Below are 21,672 nucleotides of genomic sequence, written 5' to 3' on the forward strand. Positions count from 1 at the left end.
CGAGTCATTTTCAATGCAGACGTCATTAGATGTTCAATATATTGTAGAGTTACTGCCGATATTACTTAAATACCTGGGGGTAACGATGGAAATGGCCCTTTGGGGCTTTTTCTTCGCATTAATTCTTGCCGTAGTTTTAGCTGTAATAAAGGTATTCAAAGTGCCCTTAGTACATCAGGCTGCAGGTTTATTTATTTCATTTTTCCGGGGCACACCGCTCCTGGTACAGCTGTTTTTATTATATTACGGTTTACCGCATTACATTCCTGCATTAGCAGGCATGGATGCCTTTACTGCCGCTGTTATTGGTTTATCACTGCACTTTGCAGCCTATATGGCAGAAAGTATTCGCGGTGCAATTCTGGGTATAGATAAAAGCCAGATGGAGGCTTGTTTAAGTATCGGCATGACCAGACTGCAGGGCATGTTCCGTATCATACTGCCGCAGGCATCCCGTGTGGCGACTCCGTCTCTGATGAATTACTTTATCGATATGATTAAAAGTACATCCTTAGCTTTTACCTTAGGGGTTGCCGAAATTATGGCTAAAGCGCAGATGGAAGCAGCTTCTAGTTTTAAGTTTTTTGAAAGCTTTTTAGCAGTTGCACTTATTTACTGGGCAGTTGTTGTATTCTTTACCCGCATTCAGCATATTGTTGAAACTCGTCTTAATAAGGCTTATTAATGATTACAGTACAAAACTTGAGTAAAAGTTTCGGTCAGAACCAGGTATTAAAAGATATCAGTTTTGAAGTAAATGCCGGTGAAATTGTTGTTATTATCGGTCCGTCGGGTACAGGTAAGTCAACTTTATTACGATGCTTGAATTACCTGGAAACACCTACATCGGGCTCCGTAGAGATAGGCACAGCTAAAGTTGATGCGGCTTGCGCAACAAATAAACAGATCAGCAGTCTGCGTAAACAAAGTAGTTTTGTTTTTCAAAATTATTCATTGTTTGCTAATAAAAATGCGCTGCAGAATGTTGCAGAAAGCCTGATTACGGTATGGAAAGAACCGAAAAAAGCGGCACTGGAGCATGCTCAGACTATTCTCAAGCAGGTTGGTCTGGCTGATAAAGCTGACCAGTATCCGTCGCAGCTTTCCGGCGGTCAGCAGCAGCGTGTTGGTATTGCCCGCGCAATGGCATCAAAAGGCGAGGTTATTTTGTTTGACGAGCCGACATCAGCACTGGATCCTGAATGGGTTGAAGAGGTCTTAGTTGTGATGAAAGAGCTTGCCCGGCAGAAACAGACTATGATTGTGGTTACCCATGAAATGCAGTTTGCAAAAGAGGTCGCAGATAAGGTTATCTTTATGGAAGGCGGGCATATAGTAGAAACGGGTACAGCAAAGCAGATATTTGATAACCCTGAGCATAATCGTACAAAAGCGTTTGTGGCACGTGCAGCTAAAAATGCACTAACATCTTTTGATTCAAGCATGCTGTAAGAAGTATTGTTAATATAATATTACTGTCTGCGGAATAAAAAAAAGGTCTTTTAACATTGTTAAAAGACCTTATCTGCAAATACTTTTATTAATCGTTACGGCTTGTAACTTCTAATAAATGATAGCCGAACTGTGTTTTAACTGGACCCTGAACAATACCAACGGGCGCGCTGAAAACAACTTTATCAAATTCAGGTACCATCATTCCAGGGCCGAATTCACCTAGATCACCACCGCTTTCACGAGAAGGACAGCTGGAGTTTCTGCTTGCAACATCAGAGAAATCAGCACCAGCTTCAATCTCTTTCTTTAGTTCAAGACAAAGTTCTTCTGATTTTACTAGAATATGACGGGCACTTGCTAAAGCCATTTTGTTTTCCTTTAATTTGTGTTTAATTGACCACGATAAATTAATTTTAATAATGAATCAATCCGTAAATGAACCCGAATAGAACTTTTTTTTCATATAAGACTTGAAATATTCTCCATAGGCCATATTATGTCCCCTAACAAACTATTTACTTTGAGGTAACAATGAAACGCATCGCGCTATTTTTAATCACCAACTTAGCTGTCATTTTAGTACTAGGGATTGTACTAAACCTTGTTTTTGCTTTTACTGGCGTAGACTCGCGCAGTACAGGCGGCTTATTAATCTTAGCGGTAGTATTCGGTTTCGGCGGTTCATTTATCTCGCTGGCTATGTCTAAATGGATTGCGAAACGCAGTACTGGTGCTGTTGTTATTGAACAGCCAAGTAACGAAACTGAGCACTGGCTGGTAAATACAGTTAGAGCGCAGGCGTCCAAAGCAGGTATTGAATGCCCTGAAGTCGCTGTCTATGATGCGCCTGATATGAATGCCTTTGCTACCGGCATGAATAAAAACAAAGCACTAGTGGCTGTGAGCAGCGGTTTACTGCACAATATGACGCGGGATGAAGCTGAAGCTGTTTTAGCCCATGAAGTGAGTCATGTTTCCAGCGGCGATATGGTAACCCTGGCGTTAATTCAAGGTGTTGTTAATACCTTTGTTATCTTTATTGCCCGCGTGCTGGGCGGTATTATCGACAGTGCAATGAGCAGTAGCGATGAAGAGTCATCGGGTCACGGCTTCTCCTATTTTATTATTGTCTTTGTGCTGGAAATGATATTCGGCGTGTTAGCAAGTACCATTGTGATGTACTACTCGCGTCAGCGTGAGTTTAGTGCAGATTCCGGAGCTGCTAAACTTGTCGGCAAGCAGAAAATGATTGCCGCACTGCAGCGGCTGCAGCAGGGCGCGGAGCCTAATTTAGAAGGCAGTATGATGGCGTTTGGTATTTCAGGTAAGCGCAGCGGCGGATTATTTATGTCTCATCCTCCTATTGAAAAACGTATCGAAGCGTTACAGGCTATCAGTTAAATTCATTTAAGCTCGCAAAACTATTAAAAAAAACAGTTATTTTCACAAAAATAGCTGTTTTTTTATCAATTACTTTCTGTCATGATCCTAAACTGTATGTTTATGAAATCAATTATTGATTTTTATTTTCAATTTGGATCTTCTATGAAATTGTTTTTCCTCTTTGCTAAACGCTTAGTATGTCTTGTTTTGTTAGTCTCTTTTATATCCAGCTGCCAGCCCTATAAGCCGCCTCTAACCGTAGCCGCCGCTCCCTGGCCGAATTATGAATTTCTATTTTTAGCAAAGCAGCTGAATTATCTCAATCCTGAGCAGTTTTCCTTATTTGAGCTGCCGTCTTCAACCAGTGTAACCCAGGCATTTCAGACCGGTAAACTCGACGTAGCTTTTTTATCACTTGACGAAGTTTTAACCCTGGTGGCACTGGGTATTGACCTTAAAATAATCTCAGTGATTGATCAGTCCGTGGGAGGAGATTCATTATTAGCAAAACCGGAAATTAAAAAACTGCAGGACTTAAAATGGCGGTCTATAGGTTATGAAAACAAAGCCGCCGGCGCACTGTTATTAGATGAAATGATGTCCCTTTCAGGATTGAACAATCAGACCATTCAATTATATGAAGTGAAACAAAATGAAGTAAAAGATGCTTATATGCAGGGGAATATTGATGCGCTGATTGTCAGGGAACCGCAGAAACAGCAGCTGCTCGAACTAGGCGCAGTTGAACTGCTCAATTCCAGTATTCTAGAACAGCGTATTACTCATTTAATTGTTACGAGAGAAGACAGTTTCTACAGTAAAGAAGAGCAGATAACGGAGCTGTTGAAACGTTTTTATAAGGCTCAGGAATATTATAAGGAAAATCCTAAAGATGCGCTGACAACTATGTCTGTCCGGCTTCAGGTTTATCCGTATTTATTAGAAAAGTCCTTTAGCGGTACGCTGTTTATTGAACCCCGTGACGCATTAATGCGCTTATCCGGATCACCTTCAAATATCGAACTGCAGGCCAGCCAGTTAAGCAAATTTATGACCGCAAAGAATATGCTCGGCAAAATACCTTCTAACTTTAACAGTCTCATTTCAACGAGAATACTGGAGCGTGTTATTTATGAATAACGTTAATAAGCTGTCACTGCGCGTTATTATCCCGGCAATTCTTTTTGCAATTTTTGTCCTGCTGCAGGGCTGTGTATTTTATCTAGAATATCAGCAGGCGCAGAAGCGCCTTTATATTGAAAAAGAGCAGTATATCAAAGGGATCGCCGGTAATTTACAGACAACCTTATCTAATACATTAATGCGTTTAGAAAAAGCTCAGGCACAGCATATCGTATCGGAAACTGCGCTGGATCAGAACTTTAAAACCATCGCTATTGTTGATCATAATCAGCAGATTATTTTAAGTAACGATTTACGCAAAAAATATATGTTTTCTAAACTGCAGCTTGAACAATATGACGGTAATCTTCTGCCGCAGGTAATTGAAAAAAATGAGTTTATTTTTCAGTACAATGATAGAACTCAGGATTTAATTGTTTATGCTCCGCTGCAGATGCTGTCCAAAGGAAACAGCTTAAACCGTAAATATAACGGTCTTATTTTCATTCGCTATTCACTGACCAGTGCAATAAAGTCGCTGCAGTATAATGCCCTTGTATCTTTGATTAAGATTTCAACTACCTTACTGGTGACTCTGTTTCTGCTTATCTATTTCTTAAATCGAATTATTATCAGACCGCTGAATCAGCTGGCACTGTCCACTAATATTTCTGATTTAAGCAATAAGATTGAGGTTGATCAGAGCGGTATTGGTGAAGTTGGTCTTTTACAAAACTCCTTTGCGAAACTGGCTAATGAAGTAAAAAACAATATAAACCGTTTATCAGCAAGCGAGCAGCGCTGGTTATATGCGCTAAGCGGTGCTCGAGACGGTGTATGGGACTGGAATATATGCGACGATAATGTTTATTATTCAACCCGCTGGAAAGAGATGCTCGGATATGACAAAAGTGATATCGGCACTGATATTGATGAATGGGAATCGCGGATTCACCCGGAAGATCTGTTTGCCGTACTGCAGGATCTGCGCTTCCATTTTACCGGGCGTAATTCATTTTTTGAAAATACTCACAGGGTGCGCTGTTTTAACGGTGAATACCGCTGGATATTAAGCCGCGGTCAGACTGTATCCTGGGATGCTGACGGACAGCCGTTACGGGTAATCGGTACCAACACCGATGTCAGTGTTTATAAAGAGTCTCAAGAAAAAATTAAACAGCAGACACAATTTGATGAGATCACCCAGCTGCCGAACCGCAGTCAGTTATTAGCTCATATTGCCCAGGAAGCGGCCCGTGCTCAGCATAACGAACTGCATGGTGCAGTTATATTTATTGAGTGTAACCAGTACAAAACAATCAACGATCTGCAGGGCCACTTTAAAGGTGATGAGCTTCTGTATTTAATCGCTCGACGTTTGGAAGAATTAAAATCAGGCCCTGATTTTATTGCACATCTGCAGGGCAGTGAGTTTGTTGCCGTACTGCCGGATCTGCATAAAGACAGTGAACATGCTGCTGAAATGGCGTTAGAGTTCGCACAGCATCTGGACAAAAAATTAAAAGAAGCATTCATTATCGACGGTGAAGATGTTGTACTGTCCTGTGTGCTTGGTATTGAGCTGTTTCCAACGGCAGATGCCGATGCAAACGATCTGCTCCGCCAGTCTGCGATGGCAATGAAAAATGCTAAAAACAACGAGTTTAGTAATATTAGTTTCTTTGCCAGAGAAATTGAACAGAAAATACTAGCACGCCATAACCTCCAGAAACAGATCCATTTAGGACTTGAAAATCAGGAGTTTACACTGTATTTTCAGCCGCGTATCAATGCACAGGGGGAGTTAACCGGTGCAGAAGCCTTAACCCGCTGGTTACATGGTGCACAGGGCTGGGTTAACCCGGGCGACTTTATTCCCGTTGCCGAAGACTGCGGCTTGATACTGCCTTTAGGAGACTGGGTGGTTAAAAGCTCATTTGAACAGTTTGCTCAATGGCAGAAGCTCGGCTTACCAGAATCATTTACCACATTATCAATTAATGTCAGTCCTAAGCAGCTGCTGCAGACTACCTTTGTACGTTCAATTGAACGTTACCTGGAAGAGACTCAGATAGACCCTGGATTTATCGAAATTGAAATCACGGAAAATATTCTAGTTGCGCATATGGACCTGGTGATAAATAAACTTAATACACTGCGGGAGTTAGGTTTACGTTTTGCGATTGACGATTTTGGAACGGGTTATTCTTCATTCGCATATTTAAGTGTACTGCCCGTATCAACTTTAAAAATTGATCAGTCCTTTATTGTAAATTTAATGCACGACGAGAATCAAAAAGTTATCGTTAATGCGATTATCAGTATGGCACAGGCATTGAAGCTCGATGTTGTTGCTGAAGGTATTGAGTCACAGGAACAGTTAACATTTCTAACTGCAAGCGGCTGTACTCAGTTTCAGGGATATTATATCGGCACGCCGTTAGCTAAAAAAGACTTTCAAACCCTGTTATTCAAAGGACATAAAACAGTGCACAGCAGCAGTAAAAATGAGTTGAAAAAAATAACTTGATGAACATGATAAAATCCTGCTTTTTAATATTACTTGTTTTTTTTCATGCGGCTCTGGCTGCGGAGGTGATTTTTGAAGTTAACGGGACTGATGATAAAGCCCGTGAAAATATTGAAATCCACCTGAAAGGACTCAGTCAGCCTAAAAATGCCGACAGCAGCGGTTATCTGCAGCAGGTTGAAGATTCTACTCGAGAAGGTTTGAATGCATTAGGCTATTATCAGATAAGCATGCAGATCAAGGTGACAGAGCAGGATCAAGACCAGCTGGTTACTTTAAATATAGAGCCCGGTGTGCGCAGTGAAATTACCACCCTGAGCGTTAAAATTATCGGAGAAGGAAAAAGCGACCGTGAGTTTAATAAAGTCTTAGAGAACTTTGCACTTAAACTGCATGATAAACTGCATCATGGTAATTATGAAAGTGCAAAAGACAGCCTGAAAAGTATTGCCCAGCGCCGCGGTTATTTTGACGCTAAGTTTGATAAATCGATTGTTAAGGTGACTTCAAAAACCAGCAGCGCCGCCGTTTACCTGTGGTTCAATACCGGTCCACGCTATCAGTTCGGCGAACTAGTCTTTACGACTGAAGTCGCTGCCGAACAATATATCCAGACCTTAGTAAATTTTAAAGTAGGTGATCCCTATGACTCGGGAATTTTGAGCCAGTTTAATGCCGATCTGAACGAAACAAATTATTTCAAAACCATTACCATTCTGCCTGCAGTCAAAGATAAGCAGGGGCTGCTGATTCCATTACATGTTATAGCCAAAATGCAGCCGCAGGACTCCTTTAATGTCGGGGCTGGTTTTAGTACCGATGAAGGTGTAAGAGGAAAATTCCGCTGGGTGAGACCCTGGGTAAACGAAGACGGACACTCTATTGAAGGAAATCTGGTTGCATCTGTTCCCAAGCAGGAAACCTCTATCACTTACTCAATACCGCTGGAAGACCCTTTATATAATTATTTTTCCATACAAAGCGGTTATAAACATGTTGATCAGAATGATACCGTCACCCATCAATATCTGTTTGGTTTGAATCGTCACTGGCGGTTATCAAATAACTGGCTGCAGACTGCGTTTATACGATACGACCATGAAAATGGTATTCAGGGCCAGGAAAGTTATTCAACGGATCTGATTCTCCCTGGAGTAAGTTTCAGCAACAGCCGCAGCAGAGGCGGCATTAATGCGAACTGGGGAAGCAAACATATGTTTTCATTGGAAGTATCAAACCAGTGGTGGTTATCAAGCTCAGACTTAGTGAAAGTTTACGGCAGTTCAAAGTTTATCCGCACTTATAATGAACACCAGTTTGTTGCTTCTATGGAGCTTGGTGCTATCTATGCTGACTCTATTAATGATGTACCGTCTTCTATGCGGTTCTTTACCGGTGGAGACCAGAGTATCCGTGGTTATGATTACGAAAAAATCGCTCCGAGAGACGGCAGCGGTTTATTGATCGGCGGACGTTATTTGACGGTCGGCAGTTTGGAATATCGAATGCCGGTAACAGAAAACTGGAAACTGGCACTGTTTACCGATGCAGGTACTGCAACTAATGATTATTCCGAGGAGGTTTCAATAGGAGCCGGAGCCGGGGTTGTATGGGCATCACCGGTTGGTCCGATCCGTCTGTATATTGCTAAGCCGCTTACCGAGACAGAAAATTCTTTTACATTCCACTTTATGATCGGTCCTGAATTATGAGCTTGAAATCTACAATACTGACAGTCAGCAAGTTCAGTATTATTACCGTGCTTTCCCTTGTAACTGCAGTGCTGCTGAGTATTAGTCTGCTGCTGTTTACCCATTCCGGCGGCAGGCTGGTTTTTGCCGCTCTCGAGCAAATCGAATCTCGCTTTTCAATTGAGCTGCAAAGCGGCAGTATATTTAACTCACCAGTCTACTCAGATATTAGCTGGAATGACGGTGAAACAAAGATTTCCATAAACTCTGCCAGTTATATTTTTGACTGGTCCTGTCTGTTTAACAAGCTCTGTTTACAGCAGCTGAATGTTTCCGGCGCAGATATTATTATTGCCGATACAAATAACGGCAGCCAGCCGCCGCCGTCAGAAACACAGGCGGTCATTGATATGCAGCTGCCTGTAGAAGTTGAACTGAAGGGAATCAACCTGTCGGATATTTATTTTGCACTAGGCGGGTTAAGCGTGGAGCTGCAGAATCTTTCATTACAGGCACACGGCTTAGATAAAGATATTTCAGTCAGCAGTGCTGTTAACGGTTTACTGGTGACTTTACCTGAAGCCGCAGAAACGCAGCAGGCAGCTTCTTCATCGGAAAAATTACAAAGCATTCCAGCATTATTAAAAGAGGGGGATCTGCCGGAGATAATTCTGCCGCTTAACCTGTCTATAGCTCCCATTACAGTTAGCGATTTTAAGTTGAAACAGGGAGAACAGGAATTATTTAAACTTAACTCATTAGACACACAGTTTAAGTTTATTCACTCTAAACTTACCATTGATTCATTAGTGCTCGATATTCCGGAAACCGATCTCAGCCTTGCTGGAGATATTGATTTCACTGAAAGATATCCGTTAAATATTGAACTGAACGGCAAGCTGAAATCAATGAAGCAGCTGCAGCCCGCTTCACTATTAGCAGGCCAGCTCTATAATATTAAAAGCTCGGGAAACCTGGCACAACTAAGCACTGATTTAAGCTTATCTAAGAAAATATCAATGCAGCTGCAGACGCAGGTTAATCTGTTTGCAGAGAACTTACCGCATAAACTGGATTTAAACTGGCAGAATTTACGCTGGCCGTTAACAGAGACTGAGCAGTACTCATCTAAACAGGGAAGAGTGCAGAGTACCGGCAGTGCGGATAATTATCAGCTTAAGATTAATACTGACTACCTGATTGAGAATGTGCCCGCAGGTCAGCTGTCCCTGTCTGCCCGGGGGAATTTACAGGAGCTTAATCTGCAGCAGTTAATTGTTCACACGTTAGACGGCTCGGTAAACCTCTCCGGCCTGCTTAACTGGCAGGACAGTATTAAATGGCAGGACAGTATTAAATGGCAGGACAGTATTAAATGGCAGGGGCAGTTGTTCTTAGATGCTGTAGATTTAAAGCAGCTTAACACTGAGTATACGGGTAACTTCTCCGGCCTGATTAAACAAAATGCGCTCGTAAAACTGCAGGAGGGGGCTGCACCGAGCTGGGATTTTTCCATACCGGAAATGGATGTTAACGGTACTTTCCTGGATCTGCCGTTTTCACTAAGCGGACAGTTATCCGGTGATGATAAAAGCGGTATTGCATTTAACGATTTTATTGTGCATAACGCAGATAACAAATTCAATATTAACGGCAGCTTTGCACAGGAAAGTGACCTGACTATTGCTTTAAACATTGTTGATTTAGGGCACGCTCTGCTTGATAGTCACGGCGCTATCAGTGGCAACGTTGCAGTCAAAGGTCCTATGGAAAACTTAAGTGTTAAAGCGGATCTACAGGGGCAGGAAGTAAGTTATCAGACATCATCACTTGGGCATTTTAAACTTTCCAGTGACTCAGTTATCTCTGCACAGCCGCAGGTATTTTTAGATATAAATGCCGCTGAGATTGTTGTGAACGATCATCTAATTCAATCCGCCGCAGTCAGGGTTCGAAATACCGGCAGCAGCGCAGAGGCGCAGGTACATGCAGTTGATTTGTCCATAGACAGCGAACTGCTGTCAACGGATCTGCAGGTTAAACTGACTCAGGAAAAAGATAAGTGGCTGACGGCGCTGAGCACAGCCGTTATTGATATCTCCAGTCAGCGTCTTACTTTAAACAGACCTTTTGATGTAATTGTTGAAAATAATCAGGTAACACTGACTGAGCACTGCTGGCAGTCATCGAATAAGATGTCAGCCGAAAGCGGAAAGTTGTGTATTAATAAATTTACTGCCGGAGATTACGGCGACATTATTTTTGATATTGACTCATATTTATTAAGCGGCCTGGATCCGCTGCTGCCTGCAGAGCTGAAACTTGACGGAGCTGTATCTGCTAATGCGGATATTAAGTGGGTAAAAGAGCAGAAACCTGAGTTTGATATTAACCTTTTTTCCAAAGATATGGCGGTTAAAGTTAATCTGGAAAAAAGTGCACAAGGGCAGGTTATATATCCGGTGCAGTCATTTGATATCAGCCTTAAAGGCAATGAACAGCAGACTGATTTATCTGCACTGATTTTTTCAGATAAATTAATCGATACAAAAATCCAGGGAAAAGTCTTCCCCTATAAAAAAGAAGCAGGTATTGAAGCATCGGTTAATATAGATATTCCCGATTTTTCACCGTTTGCTGTACTTGTCCCGCAGCTTGAGAAATTAACCGGCAGTCTGCACAGTGACCTTGATGTTAACGGCCCGCTGGCAAATCCGATTGTTAATGGTTTAATTAATTTCAATGATATCAGAATCACTGCCGTCGGCAGCCCGGTGCAGATAAACCGTTTAAACACCCTGATTACAGTTCGTGATACAAGAGCGGAGATAAACGGCTCTTTCTACACTGGAGACTCACAGCAGAAAGAAAACAGTAAACCGGCCAAGCAGATTGTAAACAGTGCACTTGGTATTATTAACAGTTCATTAAATGTTGTCGGCATCAAATCTAAACAGCAGCAGCTGGCAGAGGAGCAGGCCAAAGCAGCGGCCGGAGAGACAGACACCGGCAAAGCATTTATTAAAGGACAGTTTGACTGGAAGAAAAAATTAAAAGGTAACCTGCACTTCTTTGCTAATAAGCTGGAGATTTATGATTACGAAAAAATTGATCTGCTAATCAGTCCGGATCTGCAGTTAGTAATAGATGAATATATTGAATTAAAAGGTAAAGTACTGGTTAATCAGGGGCGAATTACCGTTAAAGACTTGCCGGAGGGAGCTGTGACAACATCTAAAGATGTTGTTGTTATAGACATAGAAAAACCCAAGGATGCCTCTACATTACCCATCAAAATTGATCTTGAAGTTGATCTTGGTTCAAAACTGCAGGTTATTGCAATGGGACTGGATACCTTTGTTAACGGTAATATGCTGATAGCTAAAGAGCCGCAGAAAGCATTAACAATTAACGGCGAGTTAAATTTTGTCGATGGAAGTTACCGCTCTCTAGGCCAGCAGCTGGTTCTGCAGAAAAGCCGTGTTATCTTTCAAGGTGCTCCAGACTCGCCGTATATCTCCATCGAAGCAATACGAGATCCCAATAATATCGAAGACGGTGTCACTGCAGGAGTGCGTGTTACCGGCACACCGGATCAGTTAAAACTGGTTATATTTTCTGATCCGTCAATGTCGCAGCAGGATGCTTTATCTTACATTACCCGCGGTAAATCATTAGATGCGGCTTCCGACGGCAGCAGCAGTAGTAATCAGTTAGCCAGTATGCTGGTTAGTATCGGTGCTGGTCAGTCTGAAGATTTAGTGACAAATTTAGGCAACACGGTCGGCATTAAAGATCTTTCACTTTCATCAAGCGGCAGCGGTGATCAGCAGTCGGTTGGTGTCAGCGGCTATATTGCACCGGGTATACAGTTAAGTTACGGTGTGGGGGTTTTTGACAGCTTTACCATACTGGCAATACGCTATGAATTATTCGAACGTTTTTACATTGAAGCATCCAACGGGATTTATCAAGCGGTTGATGCCTATTATCAGTTTGACTGGGATTAGTTCTGAGGCAGCTGTTTGTTGTTAGAAAACCGGCTCTGTTGTCACAAGAGCCGGTCTATATCGATATATGGCTTGTGTATCAGTGTTAAATGGTTTGTGTCTCAGCTTCAACTGACTCCGCTTTCTGCTTACGACGTCTGCTTATCTGAAGCATATAGACTAACCAGACAAGTAACAGTGCAGGGATATAAACCAGCTGTTTAGCAAAACGCTGATTAGGCTGCTGTACCGCCAGAATTACCTGATCAAAATCCAGACCGGCTTGTTCCGCGGCGCTGCCCCAGGTAACCATATCGACTACAGTTTCACCTTTGTCATTCTCAAGCAGGGTCAAACCGACCTCTTCAAGACGCTGCTGACCTGTGCCTTGAGCAGGAAGCTCAAGTACTACCACGGTTTGTTTCTGTTCGCCTTTTATTGTGTTATAGGCCGTCTTAAGACGAAGCGGCTGTCCAGGTTCTATATTGTCAATTACTTTAGTTATTTCGCTGCCGGGATGATCAATGAATTCCGGTGCATAACGGTTCTGCCAGAAGTCAGGACGGGCAAGTGAGAATGCAGCCAGGATCAGTAAAAGAGTTTCCACTGGTTTGTTACGCGCGAAGAAGTAACCTTGAACCGCGGCTGCAAAGAAACACATTGCCGTAAGAGTAACAACAAAGATAAAAGCCGCATGCCAGAAGCTGTCGATGCCGACCAGAATAATATCGGTATTAAAGATAAACATAAAAGGCAAGACGGCAGTCAGCATTGCATATTTAAAGGCTTGAACTCCGGTCTTAATCGGATCGGCCTTCGAAATAGCCGAAGCTGCAAATGCGGCCAGACCTACCGGAGGGGTGATATCGGCCATAATACCAAAGTAAAAAACAAACAGATGTACAGCAATCAGCGGTACTATCATGCCGTGCTGCGCACCTAGGGTCATTACAACCGGCGCCATTAAACTAGATACCACAATATAATTAGCGGTTGTCGGCAGGCCTAAACCTAAAATCAGGCTGATCACTGCAATTAGTACCAGCATCACCATCAAGCTGCCGCCGGAAAGTACTTCTACCAGCTCAGTCATAACCGGGCCAAGTCCCGTCAGGGTTACAGCGCCTACTACAATACCAGCAGCTGCGGTGGCAACACCGATACCTATCATATTGCGGGCACCGGTTTCTAATCCGGACATCAGGTCATCAACACCGAGTTTAAACTCTTCGCTGAAATTACTTTGTTTTCTGAAAAAAGCAAACATCGGCTTTTGTGTCAGCAGAATAAACATCATAAATGCCGCCGCATAAAAAGCAGAGAGCCCAGGAGACAGCTGTTCAACCATCAGACACCAGACAAGGATGATAACAGGCAGCAGGAAGTGCAGACCGGATTTCACTGTCGGGCCTAATTCCGGAAGAGAATCGACAGGTTTGCTCGGATCATCAATTTCCAAATCCGGGTACTTAGCACTATGTGCAACCAGTGCGATATATGAAGCTAATACAGTCGCCGCAATAACAAAAACAGCTGTTCCGCCCAAAGCAGCCTGGATTAAATTAAGGCCAAAATAAACGACACCGGCAAGAATAAACAGACTGGAAAGGGTAATGCCGGAGCGCAGCAGGCGAATCTTCCAGGGGGCAGGTGCTGCTGTGCGTTTAATACCTTTAAGGTTGGCCTTTAATGCTTCGAGATGCATGATATACAGGAAAGTCAAATAGGCTGCTATGGCCGGAATAAAGGCGTGCTTAATTACATCCACATAAGGAATACCTACATACTCAACCATTAGAAAGGCCGCCGCGCCCATTATCGGCGGCATAATCTGTCCGTAACAGGAGGAAGCGACTTCAACAGCGCCGGCTTTTTCAGGCGGCATGCCCATACGTTTCATTAATGGAATGGTGAAGGTGCCCGTTGTTACTACGTTGGCTATTGAAGAACCCGAAATTAATCCGGTCATACCGGATGCTAAAACCGCCGCTTTTGCCGGACCGCCGCGCATATGACCTAATAAAGCAAACGCCATTTTTATAAAGTAATTACCGGCACCGGCTTTTTCCAGCAGGGCGCCGAATAATACAAACAGAAAGACAAAACTGGTTGATACGCCAAGCGCAATGCCGAATACACCTTCCGAGGTGATCCATAGATGACTGGCAGCTTTGGCCAGTGATGCGCCGCGGTGTGAAATTACTTCCGGCATCATAGGACCGGCAAATATATACACTAAGAATACACCGGCAACGAGCATCAGTGCAGGCCCTAATGCGCGGCGAGTTGCTTCTAAAAGCAGCACCATACCTGTTACTGCAGCCGCAATATCCATAGTAATCGGTGCGCCCGGGCGTGTTGCCAGATCTCTGTAAAATACAAAAAGATATACTGCACAAGCGGCGCCGGTCAGGGCAAATAACCAGTCCTGTATTGGTACGCGGTTTCTTGGTGAATTTTTAAAAGCAGGAAATGCTGTGAAAGCTAAGAATACTGCAAATGACAGATGAATAACCCGGGCTTGAGAATCGTTAATGATACCGAAGTTAAGTGTAAACGGCAGTGGTGATGCATACCATAATTGAAACAGTGCCCAGGTTAAGGCAACAATGGAAATAAACCTGCCGCTGATACCTTCTGGCTGGCGGGCACCGGAATCGACGTTTGCCGCCATTTCCTGTAACTGTGTTGAAGTTTGAGTATTTTGCATATAGTTAATTCTTTTCAAGGATAGGAGAAACTTTTGCGCAGATACCCAGATTAAGAACTGTGTATAAATAAAACGGCAAAAGAGGGAGGTGAAAAAGCGCCACCGAAGTGCCGCTTTCAGTCGCTTACTAAAGCAAACCGCTTTCCTTAAAATACTTAGCCGCACCTGGATGCATCGGTGCTGTATTGCCGTCTAACATATCTGATTTTTCAATATCAGCAAAACCCGGATGCAGTCTGCGGAAAGTGTCAAAATTATCAAATACTGCTTTTACAGCCTGATAGATAGTTTCATTCGACGTTTTAGCACTGGCTACAACTGTTGCCTTAGCGCCCAGTGTTGTTACCGTCTGCTCATTGCCGCGATACATGCCGCCGGGTACGTCATAAGAGACGTAATATGGCGTATCTTCTATCAGTTTTTTAACAGTTGTATCATCAACACTGACTATATTCGTTTCGCATGAGGTGGTTGCTTCTTTAATTGCTCCGTTAGGGTGACCGACAAAATAGACCATGACATCTATTTTATTATCGCAAAGTGCCTGTGCCTGCTCGGCTGCTTTCAGCTCTGATGTAAGGCGGAAATCGCTGCTTTCCCAGCCTTTTGCATCCATCAGAACTTCCATTGTGGCACGTTGACCTGAGCCGGGCTCACCAATATTTACCCGTTTGCCTTTCAGATCATCAAAAGTTTTGATATTGGCATCTTTACGCGCTACAACCGTGAAAGCTTCCGTATAGATAGAAAAAACACTGCGAAGATCTTCGTATTTACCCGCTTTTGCAAAGGCTCCTTTACCGTTATAAGCATCGTACTGCTGATCCGACTGTGCAACACCTAAGCTTAATTCACCGGCACGAAGTGTGTTGAGGTTGTATACAGAGCCGCCGGTACTTTCGACGTTACAGCGAATTCCGTGATCACTGTTATCTTTGTTGATCAAGCGGCACATTCCGCCGCCGGCAGGGTAATAAACTCCAGTAACACCGCCGGTACCGATAGTTAGGAATTCTTGAGCTTGAGTCAGTGGAGCAAGAGTTACTGCAGTGAAAGCAGCCGCTGCCAAAAGGGATTTATTCTTCATTTTGTATCCTCTACGAGTGTTTTTGAATTGTTACCGCCCGTAAAGCAAAACGAATTCAGCAATAGTCCAGGCGGTTACATTATCATCATATTCGCCTGATCCATGGCTGTCTTTCATTCGTCGACGATGTTAACAAAATGTTACTTGGGCAGCAGTGATGCAGCATGCGCTTTGCTAAAATATAATTTTTATATTACTTTCTGCATATGAAAATATTTGCTTTTATTAACCACAAACAGGACTTTAAGGAGCACAGAACAGAGCGGCTAATATCGATGTAGTGTATTGATTAAGTACTGATTTATAAGTGAAATTGAAGCATTATCTGTTTTAAAATGTGAAGGTTAACGCATTACCAGTGCTGCGGCCGTGTTAATCTGCTTTTTTGTTAAAATAAAGGAGTTAGACAATGACACGCCCGATAATTCTAGATTGTGATCCCGGCCATGATGATGCGATTGCGCTTATTCTTGCACTTAGCAGTGATGCTTTTTCTCCACTAGCAGTGACCACAAGTGCTGGTAATCAGACCCCGGATAAAACGCTTAATAATGCGCTGCGCATCCTCACCCTGCTAAAACGCAGCGATATTCCAGTGGCGGGCGGGGCGCCTAAACCACTGTCTAGAGAGTTAATTATTGCCGATAATGTCCACGGTGAGACGGGACTTGACGGCCCCAAACTACCCGATCCTGGTTTTTCTCCCGTAACTCTAACGGCTGTTGAACTGATGGCGCTGCAGCTTAAGGAAAGCCGTGAACCTGTAACACTTGTGCCGACGGGGCCGCTGACCAATATTGCTATACTGCTGACCGGTCATCCTGAACTTCATCATAAAATTGAACGGATAGTGTTAATGGGTGGTGCAGCCGGCGTAGGAAACTGGACACCGGCAGCTGAATTTAATATTTATGTTGATCCAGAAGCTGCTGATATTGTGTTTAAATCCGGTATCCCTATTACCATGTGCGGTCTGGATGTTACGCATCGAGCACAGATTATGGATGAAGATATAGAGCGGATCCGCGCCGTTGATAATCCGATTGCGTTATGTGTGGCTGAGCTTCTCGACTTCTTTATGGTTTACCACAGAGATCCTAAATGGGGATTTGCCGGTGCGCCGCTTCATGATCCATGTACTATCGCCTGGATGCTTAAACCTGAATTGTTTGAAGCGCAGGAATGCTGGGTCGGAATTGAAACTAAAGGTGAGCTTACTCAGGGAATGACTGTGGTTGACCGTTATCAGCTGACAGGAAATAAAACTAACGCGACAGTTTTATTTGATCTGGACAGAGAGGGGTTTGTCGATCTCTTAGTTGAAAGCCTGCAGGCATACGGCCGCTAAAATAAGTAAATTTAAAAAATTTGAGTGTTTGTCCTGTTCGGGCAAGCCTCAATTAAGCGCTGTTCAAAGTATTTTAACAGTCTGTGTTTGTAAGGAATTTCCTGCTGCCAAAGGATTTACAAAATCCATTGTAGACTATATATTTGCACAAAGTGTGACACTGTCACAAATTATTTTTATCAATCAAAATCTAAAGAGCTAAAATGGCGAAGGTAGTGAACATATTTAATGACTATTATGACATTCAGGAATCATGGATCAGAAGACAGATTGATAACCTGAAATACGATTCATTTATTGATTTAAACGCCGCAAAAAAAGAGATTGAAGGAGCTGGACTGGTTGCCTTTGTTGATCATCATTCTCTGCAGCAGTTTCGAGAAAGTAATCTTTCCGTGACCGGGAAAAAGAAATTATCTGCAGCATTACGAACTTATAAAAAACGTGATAATAGAAAGTTAACAACAAGAAGGCTGGATATTGATATTTCGCTGCAGGCACACCAGGTACTTGAAACCATGGCGGCTGAATCCGGATTAACAAAAATTCAAATTATTGAGCAGCTTCTTTTAAATGAAAGAGAAAAACAAATCAACTATGCGTGACACTGTCACGCATTAACTGCAACAGCACAATTTTGGAGGTTATCAAGTTCTTTTGCCGCCTTCCATTAGGCTTTTTAGTGACTTGTAAAGACCCGCTTTTTCGAAGAAGATACCTCCCTCATGCTCGGTCAGCAGCTCTTTTTTCTTCAATCGTTTAACTGAACTCTGAACAGAGCTTTTTTTGATTTCTTTTCCCATATGCTCAGAGTAGAACTTCAAATCTTCACTGCTGTACTTAGATTCAGCCTCGTACATTCGCACGTAAACCAGTTTATCGAGTGGTTTCAGATCTCGAAGAAGCTGATCTAAGCCTCCGTCGATACGAATCCTGGCTCTAACAATCTCCATTGCACTTTCTATATCAGTTCGATTAGTCGTTACCTCGGTCAATAAAACTCGAAACCAGAATGGTGAGTATTCTAACTCTTTAAATGCACTCTCTAATGCATCAACAGAGTAGTCCAGCTGGAAGTATTCCTGTAATAATGAGCAAAAGAATTCAACACTATTTTCATCAAGAGTAGGAAACTCCCTTAAAATGGCACTGTTATAGAAGGGCATTTCACGCTTAATTACCTTGTTATTACTTATCAGCTCTGACTCTTTTTGATTAAACATGGCCGCAACACCGCCGCGTGAAGATCCTGCATAGATAACGCAGATTTCATCGAAAGTATCAAAATTGGTTCGCAAACATGACTGAATAGGCAGAAATGCTTCCGAAGTGTTCAAGTGCTGCACTTCATCAATAATGAAAAGCGGTCTTTTATCACTGATATCACACAACCTGACAATCTCTTTAATTTGTTCGCTGATTTGAGATATTTCAGAGGCAGTGACACTGCTTAGAGATGAAGTAGAGGTATCAAAACTTGCTTTGATTACACCAAGATTGATGTCTAATTTTTTTACCTCAGACGACAGCAGCTGCCTGATTGACTGACTGGTTTTGCTCTTAAGTGCTGCTATATATCGCTCCAGGGTCAAAACAATATGCTCTTGAGGTGATTCTTTGTTGTCCCACATGTTAAGGTAGACTGGCAGAAACTCCAGCTTTTCCGCAATAGGTGCAAGGTCTTTAAGAAGGAATGCCGTCTTACCAATTCGACGCACACCAAGTAAAGCGATACGAGATATTGGACTTAAACCTACCGCCTTAACATATTGTTCTGCAAGTTCTGGGCGTTGATAGTGCCAGTTAATTTGTTTCATAATTCCTCTTGGTATACCTTAGTACGAACCTGTTGGTACTAAAGCATACCGCAAGTATTTAGATGGATCAAGACGTTGAGATTATTGAAGGATAGTGCAGTTATGTGAGTGTATCTATAAAAACTAATATTAATAGGGGCTTGGTTAAGCCGTATTTGATAATCACAGAATGTAGATTATCGACTGGTCTTTAGATCTGACAATGTATTGAACAGTTGCTTTTTAAAGAAAGAGAAAAGCAAATTCACAACAGTGTGACACTGTCACATTTCATTATAATAAAATATGCGTTTTAATAAGCCGATTAATACTTCTGAGATTTCCTGCTTTGATACAACACTTTGATTTATATGTAGATTTTACGTGAGAGCGTTTGAAAAACAGACAATAAGTTATTGAAGCCAATAATGGCGGGTCTTTCAGAACGGTTCGTTGAAAATGAATGATCTAATTATTCGGTTAATCAGCTTGTTATTGCTGATAATCTGCTCAAACGGCTGTAAAACGCAGTTAAATTTATCTCTACGAAGCTGAAGTTGAATTAGTGCAGTTTAAACGAGGTATAAATAAAAGGCGGCTCTTGGCAAATGTGTATTGCTAATTGTGAAAAATGCACATATTTACCTATTTGTTCAAAACGAACTGTGTGTATTTACAGTGTATCTTTTTGGTAAAAGGAATTGATTGTTCCTAAGCACGAAAAAGTCGAAACTTTGTATGTATACACAGTATCGATTAGGAAGCGTTAATATTAAAATTAGCGTCTAAATTCCTCCACCTCCAATCGTCTATTTTGGCAAGGATCTGTTCATGAGTTTATCAACCAGTCAGTCTAGTAATCTCGTCGTTGTAAGTAATACTTCTGACAACCCGTTTGCAATTGATATAGCCTACGCTATGGGACAGCATGAAGATATTGCTGATTTGATCAGCATGAAAACCTTTATGAATTCTGAATTTTGTCCACGTTTCATCTCGGATGAACTGGATATGGATTCGATAGGTCAAACACTGAACGGCAAGACCGTGGTTATTGTCAGTACCAGCAGCCATACTAAATCTCGTCAAGAATTGGCAATGGCTAATCTGGTCATAGCCCGAACCGCTAAAGAAAATGGTGCTAGCCGCGTTGTTCTGGTTGAACCTGATCTGTTCTACAGTGCACAAGATAGAGGAGCTCATAAAAATTTAGGTGAAACACATTTTGAACGCGACGTTAATGACATAAAAAAATTCGATGGTCAGGCATTCACGGCAAAGTTATATGCACAGTTATTAAAGTTCTCTGGTGTTGATACCGTACTGACAATTCACAATCATTCTTACTCTGTGCAGCGTATTTTCTCAGAAATATTTGAAGGTGATTTTCATAATCTGATCCCTTATCAAATTTACGCTCACTATTTATTGAATAGCAATATTTTAAATTACGGCCCTGATGGTGAAGGCTTAGTATTATGCGCACCTGATAAAGGAGCCCGCGATTTCGTGAAAGAAATGTTCAATGCGCTAGGTTTGTCTAAAGCAAAATTTATCATGCTCGACAAAGAACGCAGCAATGAACGCAAAGTGGATATTACCCTGCACAAGGAAAGCGAACACACCTTTGAAGATCTAGACGGCTGCAGCATTGTATTGTTTGATGACATGGTTCGCACCGGCTCTACGGTGGTTAAGTCTTGTCAGTTTTTACAAAAAATAAATCCTGAGCGCATGGTGTTTGCTGTTTCGCATTTCTATGCCAGTGATGAAGGGCGCGAGCGAATGGTCCATCCTGCCATTGGTGAAATTTTAACGCTCAACACTTTGCCAACTATTCTAAACCGAGATGAACAGGGACGTTTACGTAAAAAACTCGTCGTGCTTAAAGTTGAAAAATGGCTAGCACAAGAGCTCTCTAACATTTTAGATTTGCCATATCATTCAGAAGCCAATCCATACAAGATTGATATGTCTTCAAAGAACCCGCGCTTTCAGCGTAAGATCTGGCACAGCGAAGAATTGTCAGATTTAAAGAAGGACAAATAGCTGCTCATAAAAAAGAGTCATCGAGTAAGCTCGGCATTGGTCGAGCTTTTTATATGGCTGGATATGCCTTTAAATAAATAGATTAATGCTTCATATGATTTCTGCTTCGATACAATAGCTTGTTTTCTTTACAGATTTTACGTGAGAGCGCTCAGAAAACAGACAGATGGTTGTTAAGCCCATTAATAGCAGGCCTTTCAGGGGAATCAGTAAGAAATGAATGACGCAATTGTTGCATAATTAGCTTGTTATTGCTGATATTCTGCTCAAATGACTGCAAAACTCAGTTATATTTATCTCTACGAAGCTGAATCAGTACAGCTTGAACGAGGCATAAATAAAAGGGGGCTTGTACTAAATTTTTATCGCTAACTGTAAAAAGACACGTATTTACGGGACTTTAAAAACAACTGTATACAATAACAGTAATTAAATAGATAAATAAAAGGGCGCTTAGTCTATATTTTGTCCTGAAACTGCAATAATCACTGTAAAAAGCTTCATTTTTACGC

Annotated in this window: 14 protein-coding genes; 10 read left to right on the top strand and 4 right to left on the bottom strand. The window is 42.2% G+C overall.

Going from position 1 to position 21,672, the window contains the following annotated elements:
• The first annotated feature begins 13 nt into the window (after positions 1-13).
• Together G337_RS0120960 and G337_RS0120965 are read left to right on the top strand one after the other, a co-directional pair.
• Positions 14-685: an amino acid ABC transporter permease gene (locus tag G337_RS0120960; RefSeq protein ID WP_028865580.1), complete on the top strand. Its 672-nt coding sequence runs from the start codon at positions 14-16 to the stop codon at positions 683-685.
• Positions 685-1,452, top strand: coding sequence for an amino acid ABC transporter ATP-binding protein (locus G337_RS0120965; protein ID WP_028865581.1), 768 nt, complete (start codon positions 685-687; stop codon positions 1,450-1,452). The genes G337_RS0120960 and G337_RS0120965 overlap by 1 nt, the downstream gene beginning before the upstream one ends.
• Before the next feature lie 88 nt (positions 1,453-1,540).
• Here G337_RS0120965 and G337_RS0120970 read toward each other — a convergent pair whose 3' ends face one another.
• Positions 1,541-1,822: a peptidylprolyl isomerase gene (locus tag G337_RS0120970; protein WP_028865582.1), complete on the bottom strand. Its 282-nt coding sequence runs from the start codon at positions 1,820-1,822 to the stop codon at positions 1,541-1,543.
• Positions 1,823-1,986: 164 nt separating this feature from the next.
• On the opposite strand from G337_RS0120970, the gene htpX reads away from it, so the two are divergent.
• The 5 genes from htpX (at position 1,987) to G337_RS0120995 (ending at position 12,191) form a co-directional block, all read left to right on the top strand.
• A complete protein-coding gene (gene htpX / locus G337_RS0120975) occupies positions 1,987-2,856 on the top strand; it encodes a protease HtpX (protein ID WP_028865583.1) in 870 nt (289 codons plus the stop codon).
• 144 nt (positions 2,857-3,000) lie between these two features.
• The gene (locus G337_RS0120980; protein WP_028865584.1) at positions 3,001-3,978 is read left to right on the top strand and encodes an ABC transporter substrate-binding protein; all 978 of its coding nucleotides are present in this window, start codon (positions 3,001-3,003) and stop codon (positions 3,976-3,978) included.
• Positions 3,971-6,490, top strand: a complete 2,520-nt coding sequence (locus G337_RS0120985; protein WP_028865585.1) for a bifunctional diguanylate cyclase/phosphodiesterase — start codon at positions 3,971-3,973, stop codon at positions 6,488-6,490. The genes G337_RS0120980 and G337_RS0120985 overlap by 8 nt, the downstream gene beginning before the upstream one ends.
• Positions 6,490-8,202 (top strand): autotransporter assembly complex protein TamA, encoded by a 1,713-nt coding sequence (locus tag G337_RS0120990; protein WP_028865586.1) that lies wholly within the window; start codon positions 6,490-6,492, stop codon positions 8,200-8,202. The genes G337_RS0120985 and G337_RS0120990 overlap by 1 nt, the downstream gene beginning before the upstream one ends.
• Entirely contained in the window at positions 8,199-12,191 is a 3,993-nt protein-coding gene (locus G337_RS0120995) for a translocation/assembly module TamB domain-containing protein (protein WP_028865587.1), read from the top strand. Before G337_RS0120990 ends, G337_RS0120995 begins: the two co-directional genes overlap by 4 nt.
• A gap of 85 nt (positions 12,192-12,276) precedes the next feature.
• On the opposite strand, the gene G337_RS0121000 is transcribed toward G337_RS0120995, so the two are convergent.
• Together G337_RS0121000 and G337_RS0121005 are read right to left on the bottom strand one after the other, a co-directional pair.
• Positions 12,277-14,880, bottom strand: a complete 2,604-nt coding sequence (locus tag G337_RS0121000; protein WP_028865588.1) for a TRAP transporter permease — start codon at positions 14,878-14,880, stop codon at positions 12,277-12,279.
• A 127-nt stretch (positions 14,881-15,007) separates the two neighbouring features.
• Entirely contained in the window at positions 15,008-15,967 is a 960-nt protein-coding gene (locus tag G337_RS0121005; RefSeq protein ID WP_028865589.1) for a TAXI family TRAP transporter solute-binding subunit, read from the bottom strand.
• Between the two features lie 409 nt (positions 15,968-16,376).
• On the opposite strand from G337_RS0121005, the gene rihA reads away from it, so the two are divergent.
• Both rihA and G337_RS0121015 read left to right on the top strand, forming a co-directional pair.
• On the top strand, positions 16,377-17,315 hold the full coding sequence (gene rihA / locus G337_RS0121010; RefSeq protein WP_028865590.1) for a pyrimidine-specific ribonucleoside hydrolase RihA: 939 nt from the start codon (positions 16,377-16,379) through the stop codon (positions 17,313-17,315).
• A gap of 203 nt (positions 17,316-17,518) precedes the next feature.
• A complete protein-coding gene (locus G337_RS0121015) occupies positions 17,519-17,920 on the top strand; it encodes a hypothetical protein (RefSeq protein ID WP_028865591.1) in 402 nt (133 codons plus the stop codon).
• Positions 17,921-17,962: 42 nt separating this feature from the next.
• Here G337_RS0121015 and G337_RS0121020 read toward each other — a convergent pair whose 3' ends face one another.
• Complete coding sequence (locus G337_RS0121020; RefSeq protein ID WP_028865592.1) at positions 17,963-19,132, bottom strand: ATP-binding protein; 1,170 nt, start codon at positions 19,130-19,132, stop codon at positions 17,963-17,965.
• Positions 19,133-19,942: 810 nt separating this feature from the next.
• On the opposite strand from G337_RS0121020, the gene G337_RS0121025 reads away from it, so the two are divergent.
• On the top strand, positions 19,943-21,160 hold the full coding sequence (locus G337_RS0121025; protein ID WP_028865593.1) for a phosphoribosyltransferase family protein: 1,218 nt from the start codon (positions 19,943-19,945) through the stop codon (positions 21,158-21,160).
• Positions 21,161-21,672: the final 512 nt, after the last annotated feature.

The organism is Psychromonas aquimarina ATCC BAA-1526 (assembly GCF_000428725.1).
GTDB classification, from domain to species: domain Bacteria; phylum Pseudomonadota; class Gammaproteobacteria; order Enterobacterales; family Psychromonadaceae; genus Psychromonas; species Psychromonas aquimarina.

What these genes read in the sequence shown, in the direction of transcription:
- G337_RS0120995 (WP_028865587.1), top strand. Translation starts at nt 8,199, where the DNA reads ATGAGCTTGAAATCTACAATACTGACAGTCAGCAAGTTCAGTATTATT.
- G337_RS0120990 (WP_028865586.1), top strand. Translation starts at nt 6,490, where the DNA reads ATGAACATGATAAAATCCTGCTTTTTAATATTACTTGTTTTTTTTCAT.
- G337_RS0120960 (WP_028865580.1), top strand. Translation starts at nt 14, where the DNA reads ATGCAGACGTCATTAGATGTTCAATATATTGTAGAGTTACTGCCGATA.
- G337_RS0120965 (WP_028865581.1), top strand. Translation starts at nt 685, where the DNA reads ATGATTACAGTACAAAACTTGAGTAAAAGTTTCGGTCAGAACCAGGTA.
- G337_RS0121000 (WP_028865588.1), bottom strand. Translation starts at nt 14,880, where the DNA reads ATGCAAAATACTCAAACTTCAACACAGTTACAGGAAATGGCGGCAAAC.
- G337_RS0121015 (WP_028865591.1), top strand. Translation starts at nt 17,519, where the DNA reads ATGGCGAAGGTAGTGAACATATTTAATGACTATTATGACATTCAGGAA.
- rihA (WP_028865590.1), top strand. Translation starts at nt 16,377, where the DNA reads ATGACACGCCCGATAATTCTAGATTGTGATCCCGGCCATGATGATGCG.
- htpX (WP_028865583.1), top strand. Translation starts at nt 1,987, where the DNA reads ATGAAACGCATCGCGCTATTTTTAATCACCAACTTAGCTGTCATTTTA.
- G337_RS0120970 (WP_028865582.1), bottom strand. Translation starts at nt 1,822, where the DNA reads ATGGCTTTAGCAAGTGCCCGTCATATTCTAGTAAAATCAGAAGAACTT.
- G337_RS0121025 (WP_028865593.1), top strand. Translation starts at nt 19,943, where the DNA reads ATGAGTTTATCAACCAGTCAGTCTAGTAATCTCGTCGTTGTAAGTAAT.
- G337_RS0120985 (WP_028865585.1), top strand. Translation starts at nt 3,971, where the DNA reads ATGAATAACGTTAATAAGCTGTCACTGCGCGTTATTATCCCGGCAATT.
- G337_RS0121020 (WP_028865592.1), bottom strand. Translation starts at nt 19,132, where the DNA reads ATGAAACAAATTAACTGGCACTATCAACGCCCAGAACTTGCAGAACAA.
- G337_RS0120980 (WP_028865584.1), top strand. Translation starts at nt 3,001, where the DNA reads ATGAAATTGTTTTTCCTCTTTGCTAAACGCTTAGTATGTCTTGTTTTG.
- G337_RS0121005 (WP_028865589.1), bottom strand. Translation starts at nt 15,967, where the DNA reads ATGAAGAATAAATCCCTTTTGGCAGCGGCTGCTTTCACTGCAGTAACT.